General features: G+C 37.5%; 10 protein-coding genes. 6 read left to right on the top strand and 4 right to left on the bottom strand.

The genetic code is table 11. From position 1 onward, the window contains the following. Window positions 1-44 precede the first annotated feature (44 nt). Genes PVV59_RS02530 through lptF form a run of 3 tightly spaced genes read right to left on the bottom strand, consistent with a single transcriptional unit; the run spans window position 45 to window position 4,687 of the window. Window positions 45-2,399 (bottom strand): LPS-assembly protein LptD, encoded by a 2,355-nt coding sequence (locus tag PVV59_RS02530; RefSeq protein ID WP_273754365.1) that lies wholly within the window; start codon window positions 2,397-2,399, stop codon window positions 45-47. After that, window positions 2,400-3,500 (bottom strand): LPS export ABC transporter permease LptG, encoded by a 1,101-nt coding sequence (lptG, locus tag PVV59_RS02525; protein WP_273754364.1) that lies wholly within the window; start codon window positions 3,498-3,500, stop codon window positions 2,400-2,402. It abuts the gene before it with no gap. Next, window positions 3,497-4,687, bottom strand: coding sequence for an LPS export ABC transporter permease LptF (gene lptF / locus PVV59_RS02520; RefSeq protein WP_273754363.1), 1,191 nt, complete (start codon window positions 4,685-4,687; stop codon window positions 3,497-3,499). Before lptF ends, lptG begins: the two co-directional genes overlap by 4 nt. Window positions 4,688-5,090: 403 nt before the next feature. On the opposite strand from lptF, the gene PVV59_RS02515 reads away from it, so the two are divergent. The 3 genes from PVV59_RS02515 to PVV59_RS02505 are packed head-to-tail and all read left to right on the top strand — an operon-like array spanning window position 5,091 to window position 5,969. Then, window positions 5,091-5,537 (top strand): DNA polymerase III subunit chi, encoded by a 447-nt coding sequence (locus PVV59_RS02515; protein WP_273754362.1) that lies wholly within the window; start codon window positions 5,091-5,093, stop codon window positions 5,535-5,537. Continuing rightward, window positions 5,537-5,716, top strand: coding sequence for a hypothetical protein (locus PVV59_RS02510; protein WP_273754361.1), 180 nt, complete (start codon window positions 5,537-5,539; stop codon window positions 5,714-5,716). Before PVV59_RS02515 ends, PVV59_RS02510 begins: the two co-directional genes overlap by 1 nt. Beyond that, window positions 5,706-5,969 (top strand): hypothetical protein, encoded by a 264-nt coding sequence (locus tag PVV59_RS02505; RefSeq protein WP_273754517.1) that lies wholly within the window; start codon window positions 5,706-5,708, stop codon window positions 5,967-5,969. The genes PVV59_RS02510 and PVV59_RS02505 overlap by 11 nt, the downstream gene beginning before the upstream one ends. Here the strand turns inward: PVV59_RS02505 and PVV59_RS02500 are convergent. After that, window positions 5,966-7,255, bottom strand: coding sequence for an MFS transporter (locus tag PVV59_RS02500; protein ID WP_273754360.1), 1,290 nt, complete (start codon window positions 7,253-7,255; stop codon window positions 5,966-5,968). The two genes, PVV59_RS02505 and PVV59_RS02500, sit on opposite strands and share 4 nt — an antisense overlap. Before the next feature lie 567 nt (window positions 7,256-7,822). Between PVV59_RS02500 and bafA (PVV59_RS02495) the strand changes: the two genes are divergently transcribed. The 3 genes from bafA (PVV59_RS02495) to bafA (PVV59_RS02485) form a co-directional block, all read left to right on the top strand. Beyond that, window positions 7,823-13,327: a BafA family autotransporter gene (gene bafA, locus PVV59_RS02495; protein WP_273754358.1), complete on the top strand. Its 5,505-nt coding sequence runs from the start codon at window positions 7,823-7,825 to the stop codon at window positions 13,325-13,327. Between the two features lie 349 nt (window positions 13,328-13,676). Further along, complete coding sequence (gene bafA / locus PVV59_RS02490; RefSeq protein WP_273754357.1) at window positions 13,677-16,241, top strand: BafA family autotransporter; 2,565 nt, start codon at window positions 13,677-13,679, stop codon at window positions 16,239-16,241. 819 nt (window positions 16,242-17,060) lie between these two features. Beyond that, window positions 17,061-19,408, top strand: a 2,348-nt coding sequence (gene bafA / locus PVV59_RS02485; protein WP_273754356.1) for a BafA family autotransporter, incomplete at its 3' end; no start/stop codon positions are given.

Below are 19,408 nucleotides of genomic sequence, written 5' to 3'. Positions count from 1 at the left end.
CTTTCATAAAAACAATAATAAGTTAAATCAGCTATACATTCTCTTTATAAATTTGAATCTATCTTTTTTCCGATATCTGCGATTGTACGCAATGAAAGAGAGAAATTAAAGTTCTGCAAAGGTTTTTTTCTTCCCGGATTCACTACCTGTTGATAACCGAAGGTGACTCCGAAACATTCATCGGCATAATTCAAGCTAATTCCTCGTTTTATAAATGTGCCAGATACGAGATCATAACCGGCATTGCTATTAATGGACCAATAATCTGCCAGCTTAAAGCCTGTTTGAAAAGAAATTTCTTGACGCTCTTGTGGATATTCGTAATTCGGTTGGCTTGCGATATAAGCATATTGTACAGAAGCCCAAAAATTTTTCCACTTTTGTGATGCTTCAATTTCACTACGACGGATTTTTCCTGTTTTTTTGTCAAAGCGTCCGCGCGTTTCTAAAGAAAAACCATTCGTATGGGTTGCACCAAACATTGCAACATAGTCTGAACGTTTTGCCTCTAAGCTAGAATGAATACCGACATTAATAAGGTCTTTTTCTGCAAAAGAATTCTTTCCAGCCAGATGAAAGGATTGTCCAATAAGGCCATAAAGAGACCAATTATTATTAAAGCTTCCAGAATATCTTAAACCTATATTGGCTCTTGTCCCGCCTTCTACACGATCATAACCAGAAAATTTATCTCGTTGAAAGAGAGTGGTTGCATCAAAAACAAAGCTTTGTGCATCTTCATTAGGAAGTTGTCCGATATATTGTTCATTATTGCGTATAAAAATTTGGGCGGTCGGTTCTATAATATGTGTAGAATGAGCTGCTGTAATGAGGAAGGGATAGCGTGCTTCTAATCCTGCTGTTGCCATACCACGAATTGTAGATAAGGCATTGTTTTCTCCAGAAGCAGCATGATTTTCTTGTCCATTGATTGTAAGGATATCGGCCCGTAGAGAGAGAAGGGGGGTTAATATGAGTCCGTTGTGTGTGTTAAAGCGCTTTTTCCACTGAAGCTCATTTGTTAAACGCAAACTATTTCCAGCCATACCGGAAAGTCGTACAGTATTGAGAGGATTTTTGTTCCAGTCGGGTGAACCGAAGTCCTCATGACGCCGGTAAATTGATTGTATATTGCTATGGAAGGTAAGCTCTCCATTATAAATGGGCTCATCTGGTGTAAAAGAATAATCGATGCGTGGTAGAACCCATGCTTGCTGAGAGTGACGTTCATAATGAGGATCATTCAATATCGAGTCTTGAATTTTAAAATGATAAAAACGCATGTCAAAATAGTTTTTTCCTGCAAGACCATTCAGATAGATCTGAGAAAGTTGTGTGGGATTGCTATAGTTTTCAAGTTTATAGGCACGACTAAAATGCCGATCGGATTGTGCAAGAAGATCCCATCCATAAGTCCAGTTTGAATTAATACGAAAGTCGCCCTTTGTCGCAAGCATATAACGGTTTTTATGCTGCGAATCAATCGTATCATTGTCAAATCTATGTGGTTTCATTTGATATATATGAGCAAAGCGAATGTTATAACTGCCCATTTTTAAACGTTGACGCCATTCCCCTTCGGTTAAAAGCCCTTGTTGAGTATAAACCGTAGAAGAAAGCGTGAAATCATAATGGGGAGCGAGATTCCAGAAATAAGAATTCTTTATTCCCATACCAAGATAATCAGTATAGAAAAAGTGAGGTGTAAGCAGACCGCTAGCACGCTTGACAGTTGGATCATAGAGTTCAAAATTTGGAAATTTTATAATTGGTAAACCAAAAACTTCAAAACTGCTATTTTCAAACCGAATTTTTTTAACGCTATTATTCCATATAATCTTTCTTGCTTTAATTTTCCACAGGACCTCTCTATCTGGTTTATAAGAGCAAGGTTCACAGGCTGTATAGGATGCATTTTCAAAGATTGTTACCTGATTGTTTTGGCGTGTAGCATTTTGAGCGGAAAAGTGCACATTGTTGGCTGTGTCAATCCGTAAGGCGTTTACAAAGCCCTCGCCAAGATCTTTGGTCATATCAATTTGATTAGAATAAATTTTATTTCCATCTTTTTGAGTAATTTCAACGTTTCCTTGTGCTATAAGCCGTCCTGTCTTTTGGTTGTATATAATTTTTTGAGCGACAACTTTATTGCCATCAAATTCAACTTGGACATTCCCTTGTGCAGAAACAGTGTTTTCATCACGATTATAGATGAGTTCATCCGCAGAGAGCAAAAGAGGACGCTCTAAGTTTTGAATGCGACTTTGAGCAGGAGACATAAGGTTTTGAGCGTGTGCACAATAAGGCAACGCCCCCCCTAAAATAACCGCCATAACACTTCTAAAAGCGAGAGCACTTAATTTTATTAAAATGAGTTTCTTACACGTTAATGCTTTCACTTAGCCGTCCTCTTTATGAAGTAAAAAAGAGATTCCCAAGAATAATGCAATAACAACAGGTGTCCAAGCGGCAATAATTGGCGGAATATATCCAGCATTACCAAAAGCTTGAACGAGTACAGAAATAACATAAAGCATAAATCCAGCGATTACACCACCAAGAATCAACGTTCTAGATTGCCCAAAACGCGTAAAATTTAAAGAGACAGTTGCTGCAATGAGAGTCATTGCCACAAGCAATGCTGGTAAGGCAATCAAAGATTGTAAATACATATCAAAATTATTAGCAGAATAACCAAATGAACGTGCGATCATAATTTTTTTAGGTAATTGGTAAAATGGAATAGTTGCGGGATTCACTAAACGTTCCGTTAAAAATTCAGGTTTTAGATTAGTCTTTATTTTCAACTCGGTAAATTTTTCAGGAGGATGTCCTATTTTATAGATTGTGCCATTTGTTAAGAACCAAGCACCATTGGTTAAGGTTGCTTTTGGGGTGTTAATCCAGTTTTTGACTGTTGCGTCATCTTTGTATTGTACAAAGGTTGCATCGAGAAGAGAAGGTCCTTGATCAGTAATAAATTTAGCACCAATGGTTGTTCTGCCTAAATCTGTACGCTGTGTTAACCAGTGGATACGGGTATTATGAAGAGATGTTAGGATATTATTATTATTATTATTACGCCATTCAGTCATCATTTTTTCTGCTTGAGAAAACCCCCATGCAGCAAATGGATTAATGAGAAAAATTGATAATAATCCTAAAAGAAAAGCGCCCAAACAAGCAGGCATAAGAAATTGCCATGCAGAAACACCGATTGAGCGCGTAACCACAAGCTCAAGTTTTTTGTTAAGCGAGATAAGCGTTGCCATTGCAGAAAAGAGTGCAATAAAAGGGATAAGTTGTTGCATAATAAAAGGAATCCGTAAAACAGAGAGGAGCAATGCATCTTTTGCTGTATAATGTGGAAGGGAAGGTAGCCTCCCAGAGTTTTCTGTGAAATCGATTAAAAGAGCAAGGACCAAAATACCCCCGCAAAAATAACACGTTATTTTAAGGTAACGTATAAAAAAATAGCGTCCAAGTGTCCATCCAATCATGATATTTCATCCGGAGAATCTTGAGATTTTCGATGTTTAAATTTGTTCACTACTTTTTGAAAAATGATTTGAAATACCTCGTTAAATTTTGCAGGAAGTCCAATTTTATGATTCGTTAAAAGCATAAAAAAGACAAATATACTTGTTCCTATGGGCGTAATATAAAGGAAAGGGATATATGCAAGATCATTTTTCGCTTTTTCGGCGAAAAAATACCCTATCCAATAGACCAGAAAAGAAAAAGCAATCGCTAAGAAATTTGCTAAATAGCGTGCTTGTCGATGAGAGTGTACATTTCCTGTTGCTGCTAATGCAATAAGTGAAAAAACGATTGGATAGAGCCATTGCGTTAGTCGGCGGTGAAACTCAGCTTTATATTGGAGTGGTTTTCGTTGATAGTAGGGATCCTTTGGGTCAGGGTTTTGTAAATAAGAAAGAGACCGATCTTTTGGATAAAGAGTAGGTTTTTTATCACTGGGAATAAATTCTCCTAGACTAAAAGTATATGCGCTAAATTGAACGATTGAAACGCTATTATTTTGATGATTGACCCTTTCTATTTCACCGTTATTGAGGATTAAAAAACGACCATTTTGATTGTTTATAATGGAGGCTTTTGTTGCATAATAAAAAAGATCCATTTTAGGGTCACGCTGGTCGGCAATAAAAAGACGTTCAAGTGTTCCATTTGGATTCCGTTCCCCAATTTCTATGTAAAGGTTATTGGCAAGTTTTTGAAAGCTTCCTTCACTAATGAACAGATTAATAAGATCAAAATGAGCACTCGCTAGCATTTGTCGCATATGAAGACGCGCTTGAGGAACAACAAAATTAGCAATAGAAAAGGAGATACATGACGCAACAATAGCAAGAAGGAGAATAGGTTTCCAAACAGTACTTCTAGGAAAACCAGAGGCATTGATGACAGCAAGTTCTGAGTCTTGATTCATTGCTGAAAGGATAGTTGTAACTGCGATTACTAATGCAAATGGAATGACAAGAAAAATAACAGAAGGAACCAATGAGAGTGAAAATTGCAAGACTGTAAGGAATGTTTGTTTACTTGTTGTGAGAAAGTTTATCCGTGCAAGAATTTGCACCGTCCAACTAACGCCTACTGCTGCAATCATGACAGAACTAAACAAAACAAAGACACGTTTTAGGATGTAGAACTCAATAATACACATAAATTGGGAAACACCCTCAGTCTTTAATTCGATAGCACATACTTTTACCGTTTTCGGTTAAAATGTAATAAAATTAAAAAACACCCTTTCAGAGATTGGACATTTTTAGCAAAAAATAATACAAAATTGCTCGTTAAATTCCCTTTATTTTTTTCACACATTATATTTTATTTTCCGCGATAGTCTACAAAGATTCCAAAGAATAGCTTATTTTTTTATTAACCTTGAAAATAAAAAAATTATCTTTAAAGGAGTCTTTTAAAGTCACAAGAAAAAAGATAATGCGCCTCAATCGAAAAAGAAGTTTATATCTTGAACCGTTTTCTTTTATATAAGGGATATAGAAGTTTCTCTAAAAAAGGTGTTAGCGTTATTTATTAAAGAGTGATGAGGGTTTAAGAGGTTGGATATTTTATTCTATCATTTGACGCAGTCAACGCTAAAAGATATTTTACCAACGCTTGTGGAGCGGGCGTTGGTCCGTTTTGGTAAGGTAACCATACAATGTGTGAGTAAAGAACAATGCGATTCTATAGATATGCATTTATGGGTTTATGCAGATGAATCATTTATTGGACATGGAACTGAGTGTGATCAATATTCAAACTTTCAGCCTGTATTTTTAACGACAGGACAAGAAAATCCCAATGATTCAAAGATTCGTTTTCTCATAGAGGGAGCTGTTTGTTTGGATATTGATGCTTATCAACGTCTTGTTGTGTTATTTGATGGTAAAAATGATGAGCAGTTGAATCTTGCTCGAGCACAGTGGAAAAAATATAAAATGGAAAACCATAATTTAACATATTGGCAACAGAGCAAAGATTGTCGTTGGGAAAAACAGATTTAATGCGTCTCGTATCTTTTATTCTGTTTTTTATAGGATTGGTAGGAATCGTAAATCCAACACTTTTTATTGCGGAAGGATCAGGGGGAGGGCGTTGGGTTTTTGTTGTGATTTTTCTTTTAGGCATGCTAAAGATATGGTCTATAATAAAAAAAATGAAACGGCATAATGATGATTATTGATCGAATTTTGCTTGTTTTATGGGCTGTGATGTTGGCTTTTTTTTGCGTTTCGTGGTTAGGAACAACGCATATTCTATCAGGAATGTTTGCTGTTACTGATATGAGCAATGTTGCGGATTTTTTATTTTTCTTTTTAAGTGCATTGTTTGCGGGAATATTGTGGTGGAGTATACCGCAACCTATATCTTTAAAGATGAGACTGGCAGCATTTTTTTTGCCAGTCTTTATTTTATTTTTTGTTATTACATTTTAGTTGGATATTTCATCATCTGTAAATCCGACAAAGCAAATCAGTGAAACAAAAGAAGCAAAAAGCAGATAATAGCCGATATAAGACGTATCAAAATGTTGCACCAAATATTCCGCAATGTAAGGTGCAAGAGAGGCTCCTACGATACCAGATAAGTTAAAAGTAATGGAAGAACCTGTGTATCGAATGGCTGTTGGGTATGGTGAAGCCAAAACAGCACCAAGAGGACTGTATATCATTCCCATGATAGATAAACCAATGACAGACATTGCAAGGACTCCTAAAACTCCAGAATTTAAGAAATAAGGAATTGCAAAAGAATAGATACCGGTGATGATTGTAACCCAAATCATCAAAGTTCTCCGTCTAATACGATCAGCGAGTTTTCCAGTAATGATCGTAAAAATTCCACAGAAAATAGCACCGACAATTTCGACTTGAAGAGCTTGATAATATGACAACTGAAGATGGTTTGTTGAATAGCTTAATAAATATGCAGTAACCAAGTAAAACAAAACAAATGTTCCCATACCGGAAAATATTCCAAGAAATAAGATTCGTGGACATTTTAAAAAGACATCGACGATAGGAACTTTGACACGTTCTTTATTTTCAAGATTTTTTTTGAATTGAACAGTTTCATTGATTGAAAGACGAACCCATAATCCTATAATCATAAAAACAATTGAAGCAATGAAAGGGATGCGCCATCCCCAAGCGACAAGTGCATCATGATCGAGAAAGTATAACAGACCTAAATAAACAGCAATGGATAAAAACAAACCGATAGGAACGCCTAATTGGGGAAACATTGCGTACCAGCCTCGCTTTTCTGGAGGGGCATTTTCTGTTGCAAGCAAAACAGCTCCTCCCCATTCTCCTCCTAATCCCATTCCTTGTCCAATACGGCACAAGGTTAAGAGGAAGGGGGCAAACCATCCAGCGGTTTCATATGTAGGAAGAAAACCAATAATTACGGTTGAAAGGCCCATTGTGAGAAGAGAGGCAATAAGTGTCGCTTTTCTTCCAACTTTATCTCCAAAATGTCCAAAGACAATTGATCCAAAGGGCCGAGAAAAAAAGGCTGCTCCAAAGATCAGGAAAGATTGTAAAATGGCAACCTGATCATTTTGTGTTGGAAAAAATACATGAGGAAATATGAGCGCTGCAGCAGTGGCAAAGACATAGAAATCAAAGAATTCAATTGTTGGGCCAATAAGGCTTGCAAACAAAATGCGACGAGGGGAATTTCTGTTGTTTGTACCTTGCATTTCTAAGTTTATAGACATGAATAGAATGTCCCTTTCAATATATGACAAATCAAATATGAATTAACCAACTATAATTATAAAAATTTCAAATCAGTGTCGAGTCGATATTATGATGTTTCTTAATATATTTGAACAATGCTGACGGACGGATGGACATCAATAAGTATTTTTGATTATCAACATTGAATAAAATAAAGAAACTATTTTAAATGCTGAGAAATAAAAATACGGTCTCATAAAGGCTTTCTTCATTCACAGTGCTATTTCCTTTAAAATTTAAGGCCATTTTTATCTATTGAGGATCAATCTTATTCACAGAATTAGTGTTTAGTGTTTTAAAAATATTAAAATTTTTTTTATGAATATAATTACAACACTTTTAAAGTGTATGCTTTAAAAATAAATCTTTTGGTTGTGCATACATTTTAAAACACATTGTGTACATTTTATCTGTCAGAGCTTAATCATCGAATGCTTGATTATCTTAAAAAAAATAGAAGGTTGAGCCATTACAGAATGTTGTTTTGGTCTATGCACTTTTTTCTAAATGGGGGGATTAAAATTTGGAATGATGGAGTGTGGATAATGCAACGCAAATTGAAATTAAGTTTTTATGCGTTAATGACCAGTAGTTTTTTTATCAAGATTGCAAATGCAGATGGCGTAGCGACATTAAAAGAAAAGCTATTAACACCAGTAGCTATCAATGAACATCTAGAAGAGACAAGAAAATTATTATCAAAAGTGAGGGGATTAAAAGAAAAGACAGGGGGGGCAAAAATGATAGTGCATCAAAAGACAATAGAAGAAAGTAAGCTTTCAGAGGAGGAAAGGAAGGGGGAAGAAAATCTGTTTTTTGAAGTCCTTACAAGTTCAATAATAAGCGATGATGCTACGATCTATATTACCAATCGTGACTCTGAAAGATCTAAAATAAATAGCTTTAGCTATGAAGATGCAGGCTATTCTATCAATAATACGGTTCGAGAGGGGGGGAAACTCTACATTGATGCGGCCAGTGTTAGTCGGGATACAACAATTGAGCATGGTGGGATTGAGTTTGTCCAAAGCTTAAGTACTTCCGAATATGCTTTTGTTAAAAAAGGGGGGCAACAAATTATTGAAAGTGGTGCAAATGCTGAAGGGACTAAAATCCATGGAGGTGAGCAGATTATTGTGGGTAAGGGAGTCCTTGGAGATGGCTTGTTGCGTAAAGATAAGGAAAGTAGTGCTTATGGCGCTGAAATTTATGCAGCAGATGGAATGCCAGGACTACAAAGTGTCTATAGTGGGGGGATAGCTGTTGACACAAGGGTTATGAAAGGGGGTGTTCAAAATCTTGATGGTCAAGAGAATTTTAATAACAGCTTTTCAGAAGATTCTGATGCAGTCGATACAGAGGATGAAGGCTTTACAATCAATGAGGGAGCTTTTGCACTAAATACCAAACTTTTTAAAAATGGGGCGCAGAATATTTTTGCAGGAGGGAATGCGAGCGAAGTTACTTTATACGATAGAGCGATTCAGAAGATATATGATGCTGGATACGCGGATGATTTAACAATTAATCATCAAGCACGATCGTGGGTTTTTGCTGGTGCAATATTAGATAAGAATATAAATATTCATGATTTTGGCAGCCTCTATCTTTATGCTGGAAATGGTGAAGCTGTTACGGAAGTAGAAAATCTTAATTTAAACGGAGAAGATACCAAACTCTACATTATTGCTTCTGAAGATAATAGCAAAAAACCTCAGGTTAATATCCAGAATTTAAAAGGAAATGGAAGAGTTATTTTTACCTCTTTAGGGGCTCATAAGCATTACTCTGAGCTTAATATTGATGATCTTTCAGGTTCTTTCCATTTCGATTTTAATGTTAACTTTGCCAAGAACCTTAACGATTATCTTGTCATTAAAGAAAGGAGCTCTGGTTCTCACACAATAAGCATGGCTGATTCTGGACGTGAAATTATAAATTCTTCTCACAAAAAGCTTAAATTAATTTCTGATCACAGTGGAAATGCTCATTTTACTCTGACAAACATTTTTGGTGAAAAAATCGAAACGATTGATGCCGGAACCTATAGATATCATTTGAAACATAGAAACAATAAAGGCACTGGTAAAACTTGGTATTTAGATGCGAATTATGCTCTTGATAAGACAAATACCTCTTTGTTTTCTGATTTTAGCTTACAGTCATCTACTTCTTCATTACCGGATGAACTTACAGAATTGACTATTGAAAAGGGAATGATTGTTACGATTACGGATCCTAGCTTTGACATGAGCAGCGAAAAAGTTGAGAGCAATGGAGAAACTTCAATTAGTAATACAGTTAAAGATGGTGGAACGCTCTCTGTTTATAACGGTGGTTTTAGTTTGTATACGACAATTCAAAGAGGCGGGATTGAGCTTATTAAAAGGCAAGGTCTTTCACAAGATAGTATCGTCAAGAAAGGGGGAAAACAAAAGGTTGAGGAGGGGGGAAAAGCTGAAGGGGCTAAAATTTCCGGTGGTGAGCAGTTTGTTTCAGGAAGCTCTGATGTCAAAGGGGAAATGGTAAGAAGCAGCGCTTATGACATTATCATTTCTGGTAAAAACGGGGTGAGAGGATATCAGAATGTGTACGATGCTGGAGAAGTTTTTAATACAAAGATTAAGGCAGGAGGGGTACAAAATCTTTATGTAGAAGGAGATCTCGATGATTATAGCAGTTTTGCATCTAATACAGAGGTCTTTTCTGGTGGAGAGCAACACGTTTTAGCGGGGGGAATAGCTCTTGGTGTTCTTTTACAAGGGAATGCTTTTCAGAAAATAGATTTAGGGGGTTATGTAAAAGATTTAGTCATTAAGAATCAAGCACAATCATGGTTACATCCTGGTGCAACATTAGAGGGAAGCACCATGATTCATGATTCTGGGCGAATTTATCTTTATGCTGGCGCTGAGCGATCTCGTACTGAAGTCGAAAAAATTGTTTTAAATGGCAGAGATACAAAATTGTACGCTATCGCTTCTGATATGGACAATGAAAGTTCTTTAATTGAGAACTTAAGTGGTAATGGACGTGTTATTTTTACTTCTACAGTATTGAATCCACATTACTCTAAACTTGAGGTCGGTAATCTTTCAGGGAATTTACATTTTAGATTGAACACTAATTTTGAGGAGCAGCGCGGTGATTATCTCCTTATCAAAAAGGGGGAAGGAGATCACACAATAAGCGTGATTGATTATGGCATTGAAATTGCCGATTCTTCTCTACAAAACCAGAATTTAGTTTTAGAGCTTGATTTAATTCATGAACAAAGCGGAAATGCGCATTTTACTCTGACAGATTTTTCTGGTGAAAAGGCTAGTACAATTGATGGTGGAGCCTATATGTATGCTCTAAAAACGAAAGATCATAACGGTGGAAAGACTTGGTATTTAGCGCCGTTGGAAACAACTTCTACTTCTGTAACTCCTTCATCTCATACGGAATTTCCTATAGAGAAATTTCCTGAAAAAGAAGAAAATATCACACCGTCACAAGATGTTAATATTAATTTTGATCCATATTCTGATGTGATTAATTTCAGTATTCGTGAAGGAGGAGGCATTTTACAAAGCTTTTTGCTTGATGATGACAGGGTAGTTTATATCTCTGATGATGGAGAGCAAGGTGCGCTTAAGCAATCCATGAACGCTACAGTTGCAGGATCTGGAACACTTTATGTTGAAACAGGTGGTTTCAGTGAAAATACAACAGTTGAACGTGGTGGATCTGAGCTTATTGGAGAACAGGGAATTTCAAGTTCTACGATTATTTACGATGGCGGGCAACAAAAGGTAGAAGGAGGAGGAACAGCATTGCAGACTACAATTTACGGTGGTGATCAGCTGATTTGGGGAGATAGTTACGAGAACGGTGGGATTGTTGGAAGCAGTGCCTATGATACGATAATTTATGGTCAAGGGGACACACCCGGACAGCAGAATGTGTATGATGATGGAATGGCAGTGGGAACAAAAGTGATGAGTGGAGGAATACAAACTCTTGCTAAATGGTTTCCCGATGATGATAACTTTGCAGAAAAAGCCGGTGGTTTAGCCATAAAGACTGAGGTTTTTGCGGGTGGTGTACAGAGGGTATTAGCAGGGGGTGAAGCAAATGCAGTAATTTTACGCACTGGTGGTGCTCAAGAAGTCCATGCTGAGAGCATTGTAAAAAATCTGACAATTGAAGAGAGAGCCAATTCATGGGTCTTTGCTGGTGCGATATTAGGAGGAGAAATAGCGGTTCAGGATTTTGGTGGACTCCACCTTTATGCTGGAGATGATCATCAACAAACTAAAGCAGAAAATATCAATCTAAATGGAGAAGAAGCTCAATTATACTCCATTTCTCGTGAATTTGACGACAAAAGTACACACATTAAGCAGTTAAGTGGTGTAGGAAAAGTCATTTTTACCTCTTCTGAAGATGATTTGTATTACTCCAAGCTTTATGTTGATAATCTTTCGGGGAGTCTCCATTTCGATTTTAATGTCAGTCTTGCAGAAGGAAAAGGTGATTACCTTTTTATTGAGAATGGGAGTGGTTCTCACACAATAAATGTCGTAGATTCTGGTATTGAAATTGCAGATCCTTTTTCAACAGAACTTGATTTAATTTTGGATCAAAGTGGAGGCGCATCTTTTACCTTACAAAGTTTTTCTGGTGCAAAAATTGGAATGGTTGATGGTGGAACTTATACCTATGGCTTAAAACACAAAAATATTGAGGATGAAGAGGGGAAAATTTGGTATTTGACCGCAGTTTACATGGATAGTGCGCCAAGAGAGAAACGGAGGAGAAGCCGATCTGCACGGCATTTAAGTCAAAATCAACCGGTTTCTTCTCTTTCAACTCTGACCAATACACAAGAGCATACGATTAAATTGCCACGTCAAAAAGAAAACCGCCACAAATTGAGTCAAAAATCCTCAACTTCTGTTTCTTCAATCGTTTCAACTCTGGGCAGTCAAATGATTAAAGGAGCACTTCCACATTCTCTTTCTTCTGACACACCACAGGCTGCTGTTTCAGTCTCTTCTCAGTCTTTAGCAGATCAGATGACTTTGCGTCCAAGTAATCAGAAACAACCTTCTCCACAATTGAGTGAGAAGCTTTCAGGTTCTCAGTTTTTAACCACGCCTTCTACAGATGCAGTATTGTCTATGTCTGTAGCTCCAGCAATGATATTTCACAATGAAATGCAAAGCGTACGTGCGGGAAGAGGAATTCTAGATAAAAATAAAAGGAATACGGCTTTATGGGGCTATGCAATTAAAGCAAAAGAGAGCATTGCGACAGAGCATATAGATTTTAAGCTCGATCAGACAGGGATTGTGTTAGGGATCAATGGCTTAAGCGAGTGGGCAAATGGAGAGTTTTATATAGGTGGTTTTGGCAGTTATGATCATGCTCGTGTTGCACATACTCGGGGTGGTACCAGCGGTATCAATAGTTATGGCATTGGGGCTTATGTCACGTATGTGGATCATAGTGGATGGTATTTGGATGCTCTTTTAAAATACAATCATTATCAAAATAGGCTGAAGGCAGTTTCCACGAATGGTTTAGGGATTGAAGGAAGTTATAAGCAATGGGCGGTGGGAACCTCCTTTGAAGCAGGTTATCGACTTCAGACGTCCAAGAGCAGTTGGTTACAGCCTTATGGACAATTTACTTGGTTGCAGGTTGAGGGAAAAGAAATCAAGTTATCGAATGACATGAGAGGTGATGTACGTCCCTTTACGTCACTGCGCAGTGAGGTTGGGTTATCTTTAGGGTATGAATTTGGCTCTGGCATGGCGACTTCTTCACAGGCGTATATTACAGCAGCATGGTTGCGTGAGAATAAAGATGATAATCAAACGGTGATTAATGAACACCATTCATTTACCACCGATTTATCCGGTAATGGGGGTAAATTAGGCATAGGTTTAAGCAGTTTTGTGAGTGAGCAGTTGAAGTTATATGGTGAGGCCCATTATGTTAAAGGGCGTAAAACAAAACAATCCCTTCAGGGCATTTTAGGGATACGCTATAATTTCTAATTATAAGAGTATAGTTATCTTTTAAATGTATAATTGTTTTTAAAAGTCTCAAATAAAGCATAAACAATTTTTCAGAGCGTGCAGACTCGCTTTTCATGACAGATTGTATACCATTTTTTATATTATAGTTTATGATGTGTTACTTTTTTATTTGGTGAAAAAACTTTGAAGAAGTCCAGGAATTTCCTTATATTCTCGATCAAAAACACATCGAAAAGATTATAAAGAATAGTTCTTTGAGTGAAATGATGAGGATACTTAGAAGAATTATTACAATCTGAGGTTGAAAATATATTTTGTAGAGCTAGTTACGTTTGGTGTCTATGCAGGCGTAAAGAGGGGGGAGGATATGGCTACACGATATAAATGGAAACGCAATTTTTGGGCACTCTTGTTGAGCAGCTGTTTTGTACAGGTAGCTGCCGCAAATGAGGGGGGGATACCGCTTTTTTGTCAATCTTCAAGTGATGAAAATGGTCAACTATTTCACGATCAATATAATGAGGATATGAAAACAGGAAGATGCATCCTTGGAGCATCGAATGATTTCATTGTAAGAAGACACAATGAATTAGGCTTTTTTAAAAAGCCTAGCAATTTTACTCTTGTTAAGGGTGCTAGAATATTTGCGAGCCAGAAGGGGCTTGATAGCAATCGTCGCGACTATGTTGGAGATAATGCGCGAGCACAAAATACTGCGTTTCTTAAAAAACCTGAGCTTATCTTCATTAAAGATGGGGCACGACTTGAAAATTATGTCCTTGATAATGAAGGTAAAGCATACATTTCAAATGATGGTGAGATTGATAGTCCAGGGCGGTCTATCGATAACACAGTAAAGAATGGTGCGGAGCTTTATGTATATGCAGGAGGCCTCAGTGAGAATAGTAAAATTGAACATGGTGGAATTGAGAATGTTCAGGCTTTAAAAGGAAAACAAGGATTTTCGAAAAATGCTGTCGTTAAAGAAGGCGGACAGCAAAGTGTTGGAAATGGAGGAAAAGTAGAGGGGACTAAAATTTATGGTGGGGAGCAGCTTGTTTTCGGGGAGGGGGATGTTGGAGGAGAGATTAAAGGGAGTAGCGCCTCTCATACAGTCATTTATGGACAAGAGGAAACATTAGGTCAACAAAAAGTATATGACGGGGGTAAAGTTTGGAATACAAAAGTTATGCGAGGGGGCATCCAAGAGGTTGGAAAAAAGTCTGAAGATGCAAAGAATGGTGGTTTTGCATTTGATACAGAAGTTTTTTCTGGTGGCAAACAGCGTATCTTAAAAGGCGGTCAGGCCATTGGAGTCACTTTAAATGAGAGCGCTATGCAGGAAATATATACGGGTGGATCTGTAAAAAATCTAACAATGAATGATGAAACAAAATCATGGGTACATGCTGGAGCGACATTAGAAGGCAAGACACAAGTAAATCATTCTGGGCAGCTTCATCTTTATGCTGGGAATGAACAACATCGCACTACAGTAGAAGATATTCTTTTAAATGGAAAAGAGACAAAACTGTATTTACTCACGGATGAGTCTGATGGAAAAAGCTCTTTGATACAAAAATTAAGTGGTGAGGGGAGTGTTATTTTTGCATTTACGGGTTCTGATCCCTATTATTCTCAGCTTCATGTGAATAATCTTTCAGGAAATTTACATTTTGCATTGAATACCACGCTTGCCCAAAACCGTGGAGATTATCTCTTCGTTGAGAAAGGCGCAGGGAATCATACGATAAGTGTTGCTGATTCTGGCGTTGAAATCACAGATCCTTTTTCAAATAAGCGTGATTTAATTACCGATCAAAGTGGTGGAGCACATTTTACGCTGACAGATCTTAAAGGAGAAAAGATTAACGCACTTGATGGTGGAACTTATATGTATGGACTGAAAGAAAGAAAGGATGAAAATGGAAAAGTTTGGTTTTTATCGGCAGATCGCCTTAGTGGACCAGAAAACTCTATTCCAGATCCTACAAATCCATTCATTCCTGGTGGAATATTAACCACTCCCTCTACGGATGCAGTATTAACGTTGTCTGTAGTCCCTGGACTTATTTTTAACAATGAATTGCAAATTGTACGGAATGGTAGAAAAATTTGGAACAGAAATAGGAAAGATATTGAGCTATGGACTTATGGAATTAAGAGCAGAGAACGTATTGCGACAGGCCACACACACTTTAAGCTTGGACAGACAGGTTTAGTCTTTGGTGCTGATCAGTTGAATGAATTAAGGCATGGAGAGTTATATATTGGTGGCTTCGGCAGTTATGATCAAGCACGTGTTTCTCATGCACGAGGGGGGAGGAGTGATTTAAGCTCTTATAGCATTGGAACTTACGCAACTTATTTTGATCATCGTGGATGGTATGTGGATGGTGTTTTGAAATATAATTATTATCAAGATAATTTGAAAGCCATCTCAACGAATGGTTTAGCAATACAAAGTCATTACAACCAGTGGGCGATAGGTGGATCATTTGAGATTGGTTGTTATTTTGAACCAGCTCAAAATACTTGGATGCAGCCTTATATCAAGTTAACAGGTTTACAGGTGGAAGGTAAAAAAATAAAACTTTCCAATGGAATGATCGGTGATCTAAGTCCATTGATCTCATTCCGTAGTGAAGTTGGATTGACGGCAGGACATGAATTTTTTGTGAATTCAGAAACTTCATTAACAGCTTATATAATGGCAGTTTGGTTGCGTGAAAATATAAATAATAATCACGCGATAATTAATAACCAGCATAAATTTATCACAGACTTATCGGGTAGTGCGGGTAAATTGGGAATAGGTTTAAACAGTTCAGTCAATGATAACCTAACGCTTTATGCGGAAGCATATTATCTAAAAGGACATAAGATTAAAAATGCTCTTCAAGGTATTTTAGGATTACGCTATAGTTTCTAAATACACCTTTACACAACTGATTAAGTTTACAAGCTTAAACAGATAACGCTTTGTGATGTCTTTTTGAGAGTATAGAGACCTTTTCAAACAGTAAGGACGCCTTTATACTCTCTTTTAAGGAAAGGTATTAATTTATAGAGTGTTCATTGTTTTGTATGTTAAATGAGAGTCTTGAATATTGTAGGATTTTCCCATTCCAAATCTACTCCATTTTGATCAATCAAAATCACTTTCTTACACGTCATAAGGCGGGGAAGAGCAGTGTGGAGCAAAATTGTACAAGAAAAGGCTAAAAATGCTTCTGATAAATCACTTCAAGTGCTAAGGACTATCGCAATGTTTAAGGGCTGGTAAAGTGTGTGATGGAGCCGACTTTCTTTACAATAGTGTAAAAATGATAGTGTTCAATGGATTTTTAGCAATTATGCTATTCATTCTCAGCGCCGGGAAAATATAGGCTTGGCATATTAAGAGATGTTTCTTTCAAACAAGCGCATGAGCATCCCAATGACGTTCTCTTTTACGTGAGGGGTGGTGATCCCGTTAAAGGGCACGGGCATTTTTTCATCCATAATTTCAAATACAAACCTGAAAATTATTCTTTTAATTCAAATAAACAATTTAAATTTTTTAGTTTTTCTGCTTTCAGTTAGCGTTTTTTAGTGGTTTATACACACAACTAAAAATTGTTTAAATTAAAAAAATACACTAAAAAATTGCATTTAGACATAAATAAAACACATTATGATACAATCTAAAACGAGCTACCTGCGTAGCCGCGGGATATTTGTCTAAATAATTGAGAGTGGAGTGTGGATAATGCGATATAAATACAAGTTAAGTTTTTCAGTATTGATGATCAGTAGTTGTCTTGCACAATCTGCAAGTGCAATTGCGAAAAAGAGTGAAGAGCTAGAAAGATTAGAAACTATGACATCTGGAGGAACTGTACCAAAAGGTTCAGCACTAATTAGTCGTACTGTCAGCAATAAGGTTACAATCGGAGATGGTGGTGTTGAGATTGTTGAAAATGGAGCAACTTCTGTGGGATCCACTATTAAAAAAGGGGGGATGCAGATAGTTGTGCGCGAAGGCAATGCTTTTGATGCTAAAATTCTTGGAGGTCAGCAGTTTGTTCATGAAGAGGCGAATCTTGATCTTACAGATGTAGTTAGACGAAGTAGTGCTTCTAATACCACAGTTACTGGTGGTGGAGGGGCAGTAGGACAGCAGAATATATATGATGGGGCGTGGGCTTGGAATACGAAAGTGGAAAATAACGGAGAACAAAATCTTTATGCGGGAGAAGGAAAAAAGGGGGGAAAAGCAATGACTACAGAGGTCTCAGGAAATGGTAGACAGCATGTATTAGCACTAGGGGAATCTTTGTCTACTACTTTGAAGGATCATGCTACTCAGGTAGTATATCCTGGAGGGTTTGTAGATACTTTAACAATTATGGATTATGCCCAATCGTGGCTCCACGCTAATGCACAAGAAGTTGTTGGAGAAGTAAGGGTCAATAATCATGGAGAACTTTATTTGTTTGCTGGTGATAGGACAAACCACACTCATAAGAAAAAGATTCCTATAGAGGGACGACCTGAGGAAACAATATTTGAGGTTGGTGAACGGAATATAGGAGAAAAACCTCAGATTAAAATTGAAGATTTAGGGGGACAAGATGGAACTGTTATTTTTACTTCTATTCCGTATGATCCACAACATATTTCACTTCATGTTGAGAAACTTTCAGGAAATTTGCATTTTCGATTCAATATTAGTGCTACATGGGATGCGAGTGATTACTTGTTGATTGATGAGGGAGCTGGTAATCACAAAATAAATGTTGCCGATTCTGGTCGTGAAATTACAAGTCCTCTCTCACAAAGGAATAGTTTTGTTACTGAGCTTCCATTAATTACCGATAGAGGACCAGATGGAGGAGCTAATTTTACTCTGACAGATCTTTCAGGAAAGGACATTACAGCTGTTGATGGTGGAACCTATCTATATCACTTGGAGAAGAGAGGTAGATGTGCTAATTCTAGTGGTAGTTCCACAACTTGGTATTTAAGTCGAGTCTCTGAAGGTGCGGGACGCACTAATTCTGAAGTAGAGTGTGTCAACAAGAAAGCGAAGGTTCCTGTTGCATTGTCTGCTGATATGGGAACACAGTCTAAACAAGGTGATTCTTCAGGAGGGAAAAAGGCTGGTCGTCGTCCCCCTAAAAAAGAGCAACCCCAGAAACGGCCTCCACGTCATTTAAGAGAAGCACAAAGTGTCTCTAGTGTTTCGATATCTTCTTCTCAAGAAAATCAGACGCATGTGGTATTGCCTCCATCATCTCCACATTCTCTTTCTTCTGACACACCACAGGCTGCTGTTTCAGTCTCTTCTCAGTCTTTAGCAGATCAGATGACTTTGCGTCCAAGTAATCAGAAACAACCTTCTCCACAATTGAGTGAGAGGCTTTCAGGTTCTCATTTTTTAACCACGCCTTCTACAGATGCAGTATTGTCTATGTCTGTAGCTCCAGCAATGATATTTCACAATGAAATGCAAAGCGTACGTGCGGGAAGAGGAATTCTAGATAAAAATAAAAGGAATACGGCTTTATGGGGCTATGCAATTAAAGCAAAAGAGAGCATTGCGACAGAGCATATAGATTTTAAGCTCGATCAGACAGGGATTGTGTTAGGGATCAATGGCTTAAGCGAGTGGGCAAATGGAGAGTTTTATATAGGTGGTTTTGGCAGTTATGATCATGCTCGTGTTGCACATACTCGGGGTGGTACCAGCGGTATCAATAGTTATGGCATTGGGGCTTATGTCACGTATGTGGATCATAGTGGATGGTATTTGGATGCTCTTTTAAAATACAATCATTATCAAAATAGGCTGAAGGCAGTTTCCACGAATGGTTTAGGGATTGAAGGAAGTTATAAGCAATGGGCGGTGGGAACCTCCTTTGAAGCAGGTTATCGACTTCAGACGTCCAAGAGCAGTTGGTTACAGCCTTATGGACAATTTACTTGGTTGCAGGTTGAGGGAAAAGAAATCAAGTTATCGAATGACATGAGAGGTGATGTACGTCCCTTTACGTCACTGCGCAGTGAGGTTGGGTTATCTTTAGGGTATGAATTTGGCTCTGGCATGGCGACTTC

It is taken from the genome of Bartonella sp. MM73XJBT.G, assembly GCF_028618435.1.
GTDB lineage: Bacteria > Pseudomonadota > Alphaproteobacteria > Rhizobiales > Rhizobiaceae > Bartonella.
The sequence above is the reverse complement of the archived record's forward strand: the minus strand, read 5'-3'. Positions and strand labels throughout refer to the sequence as shown.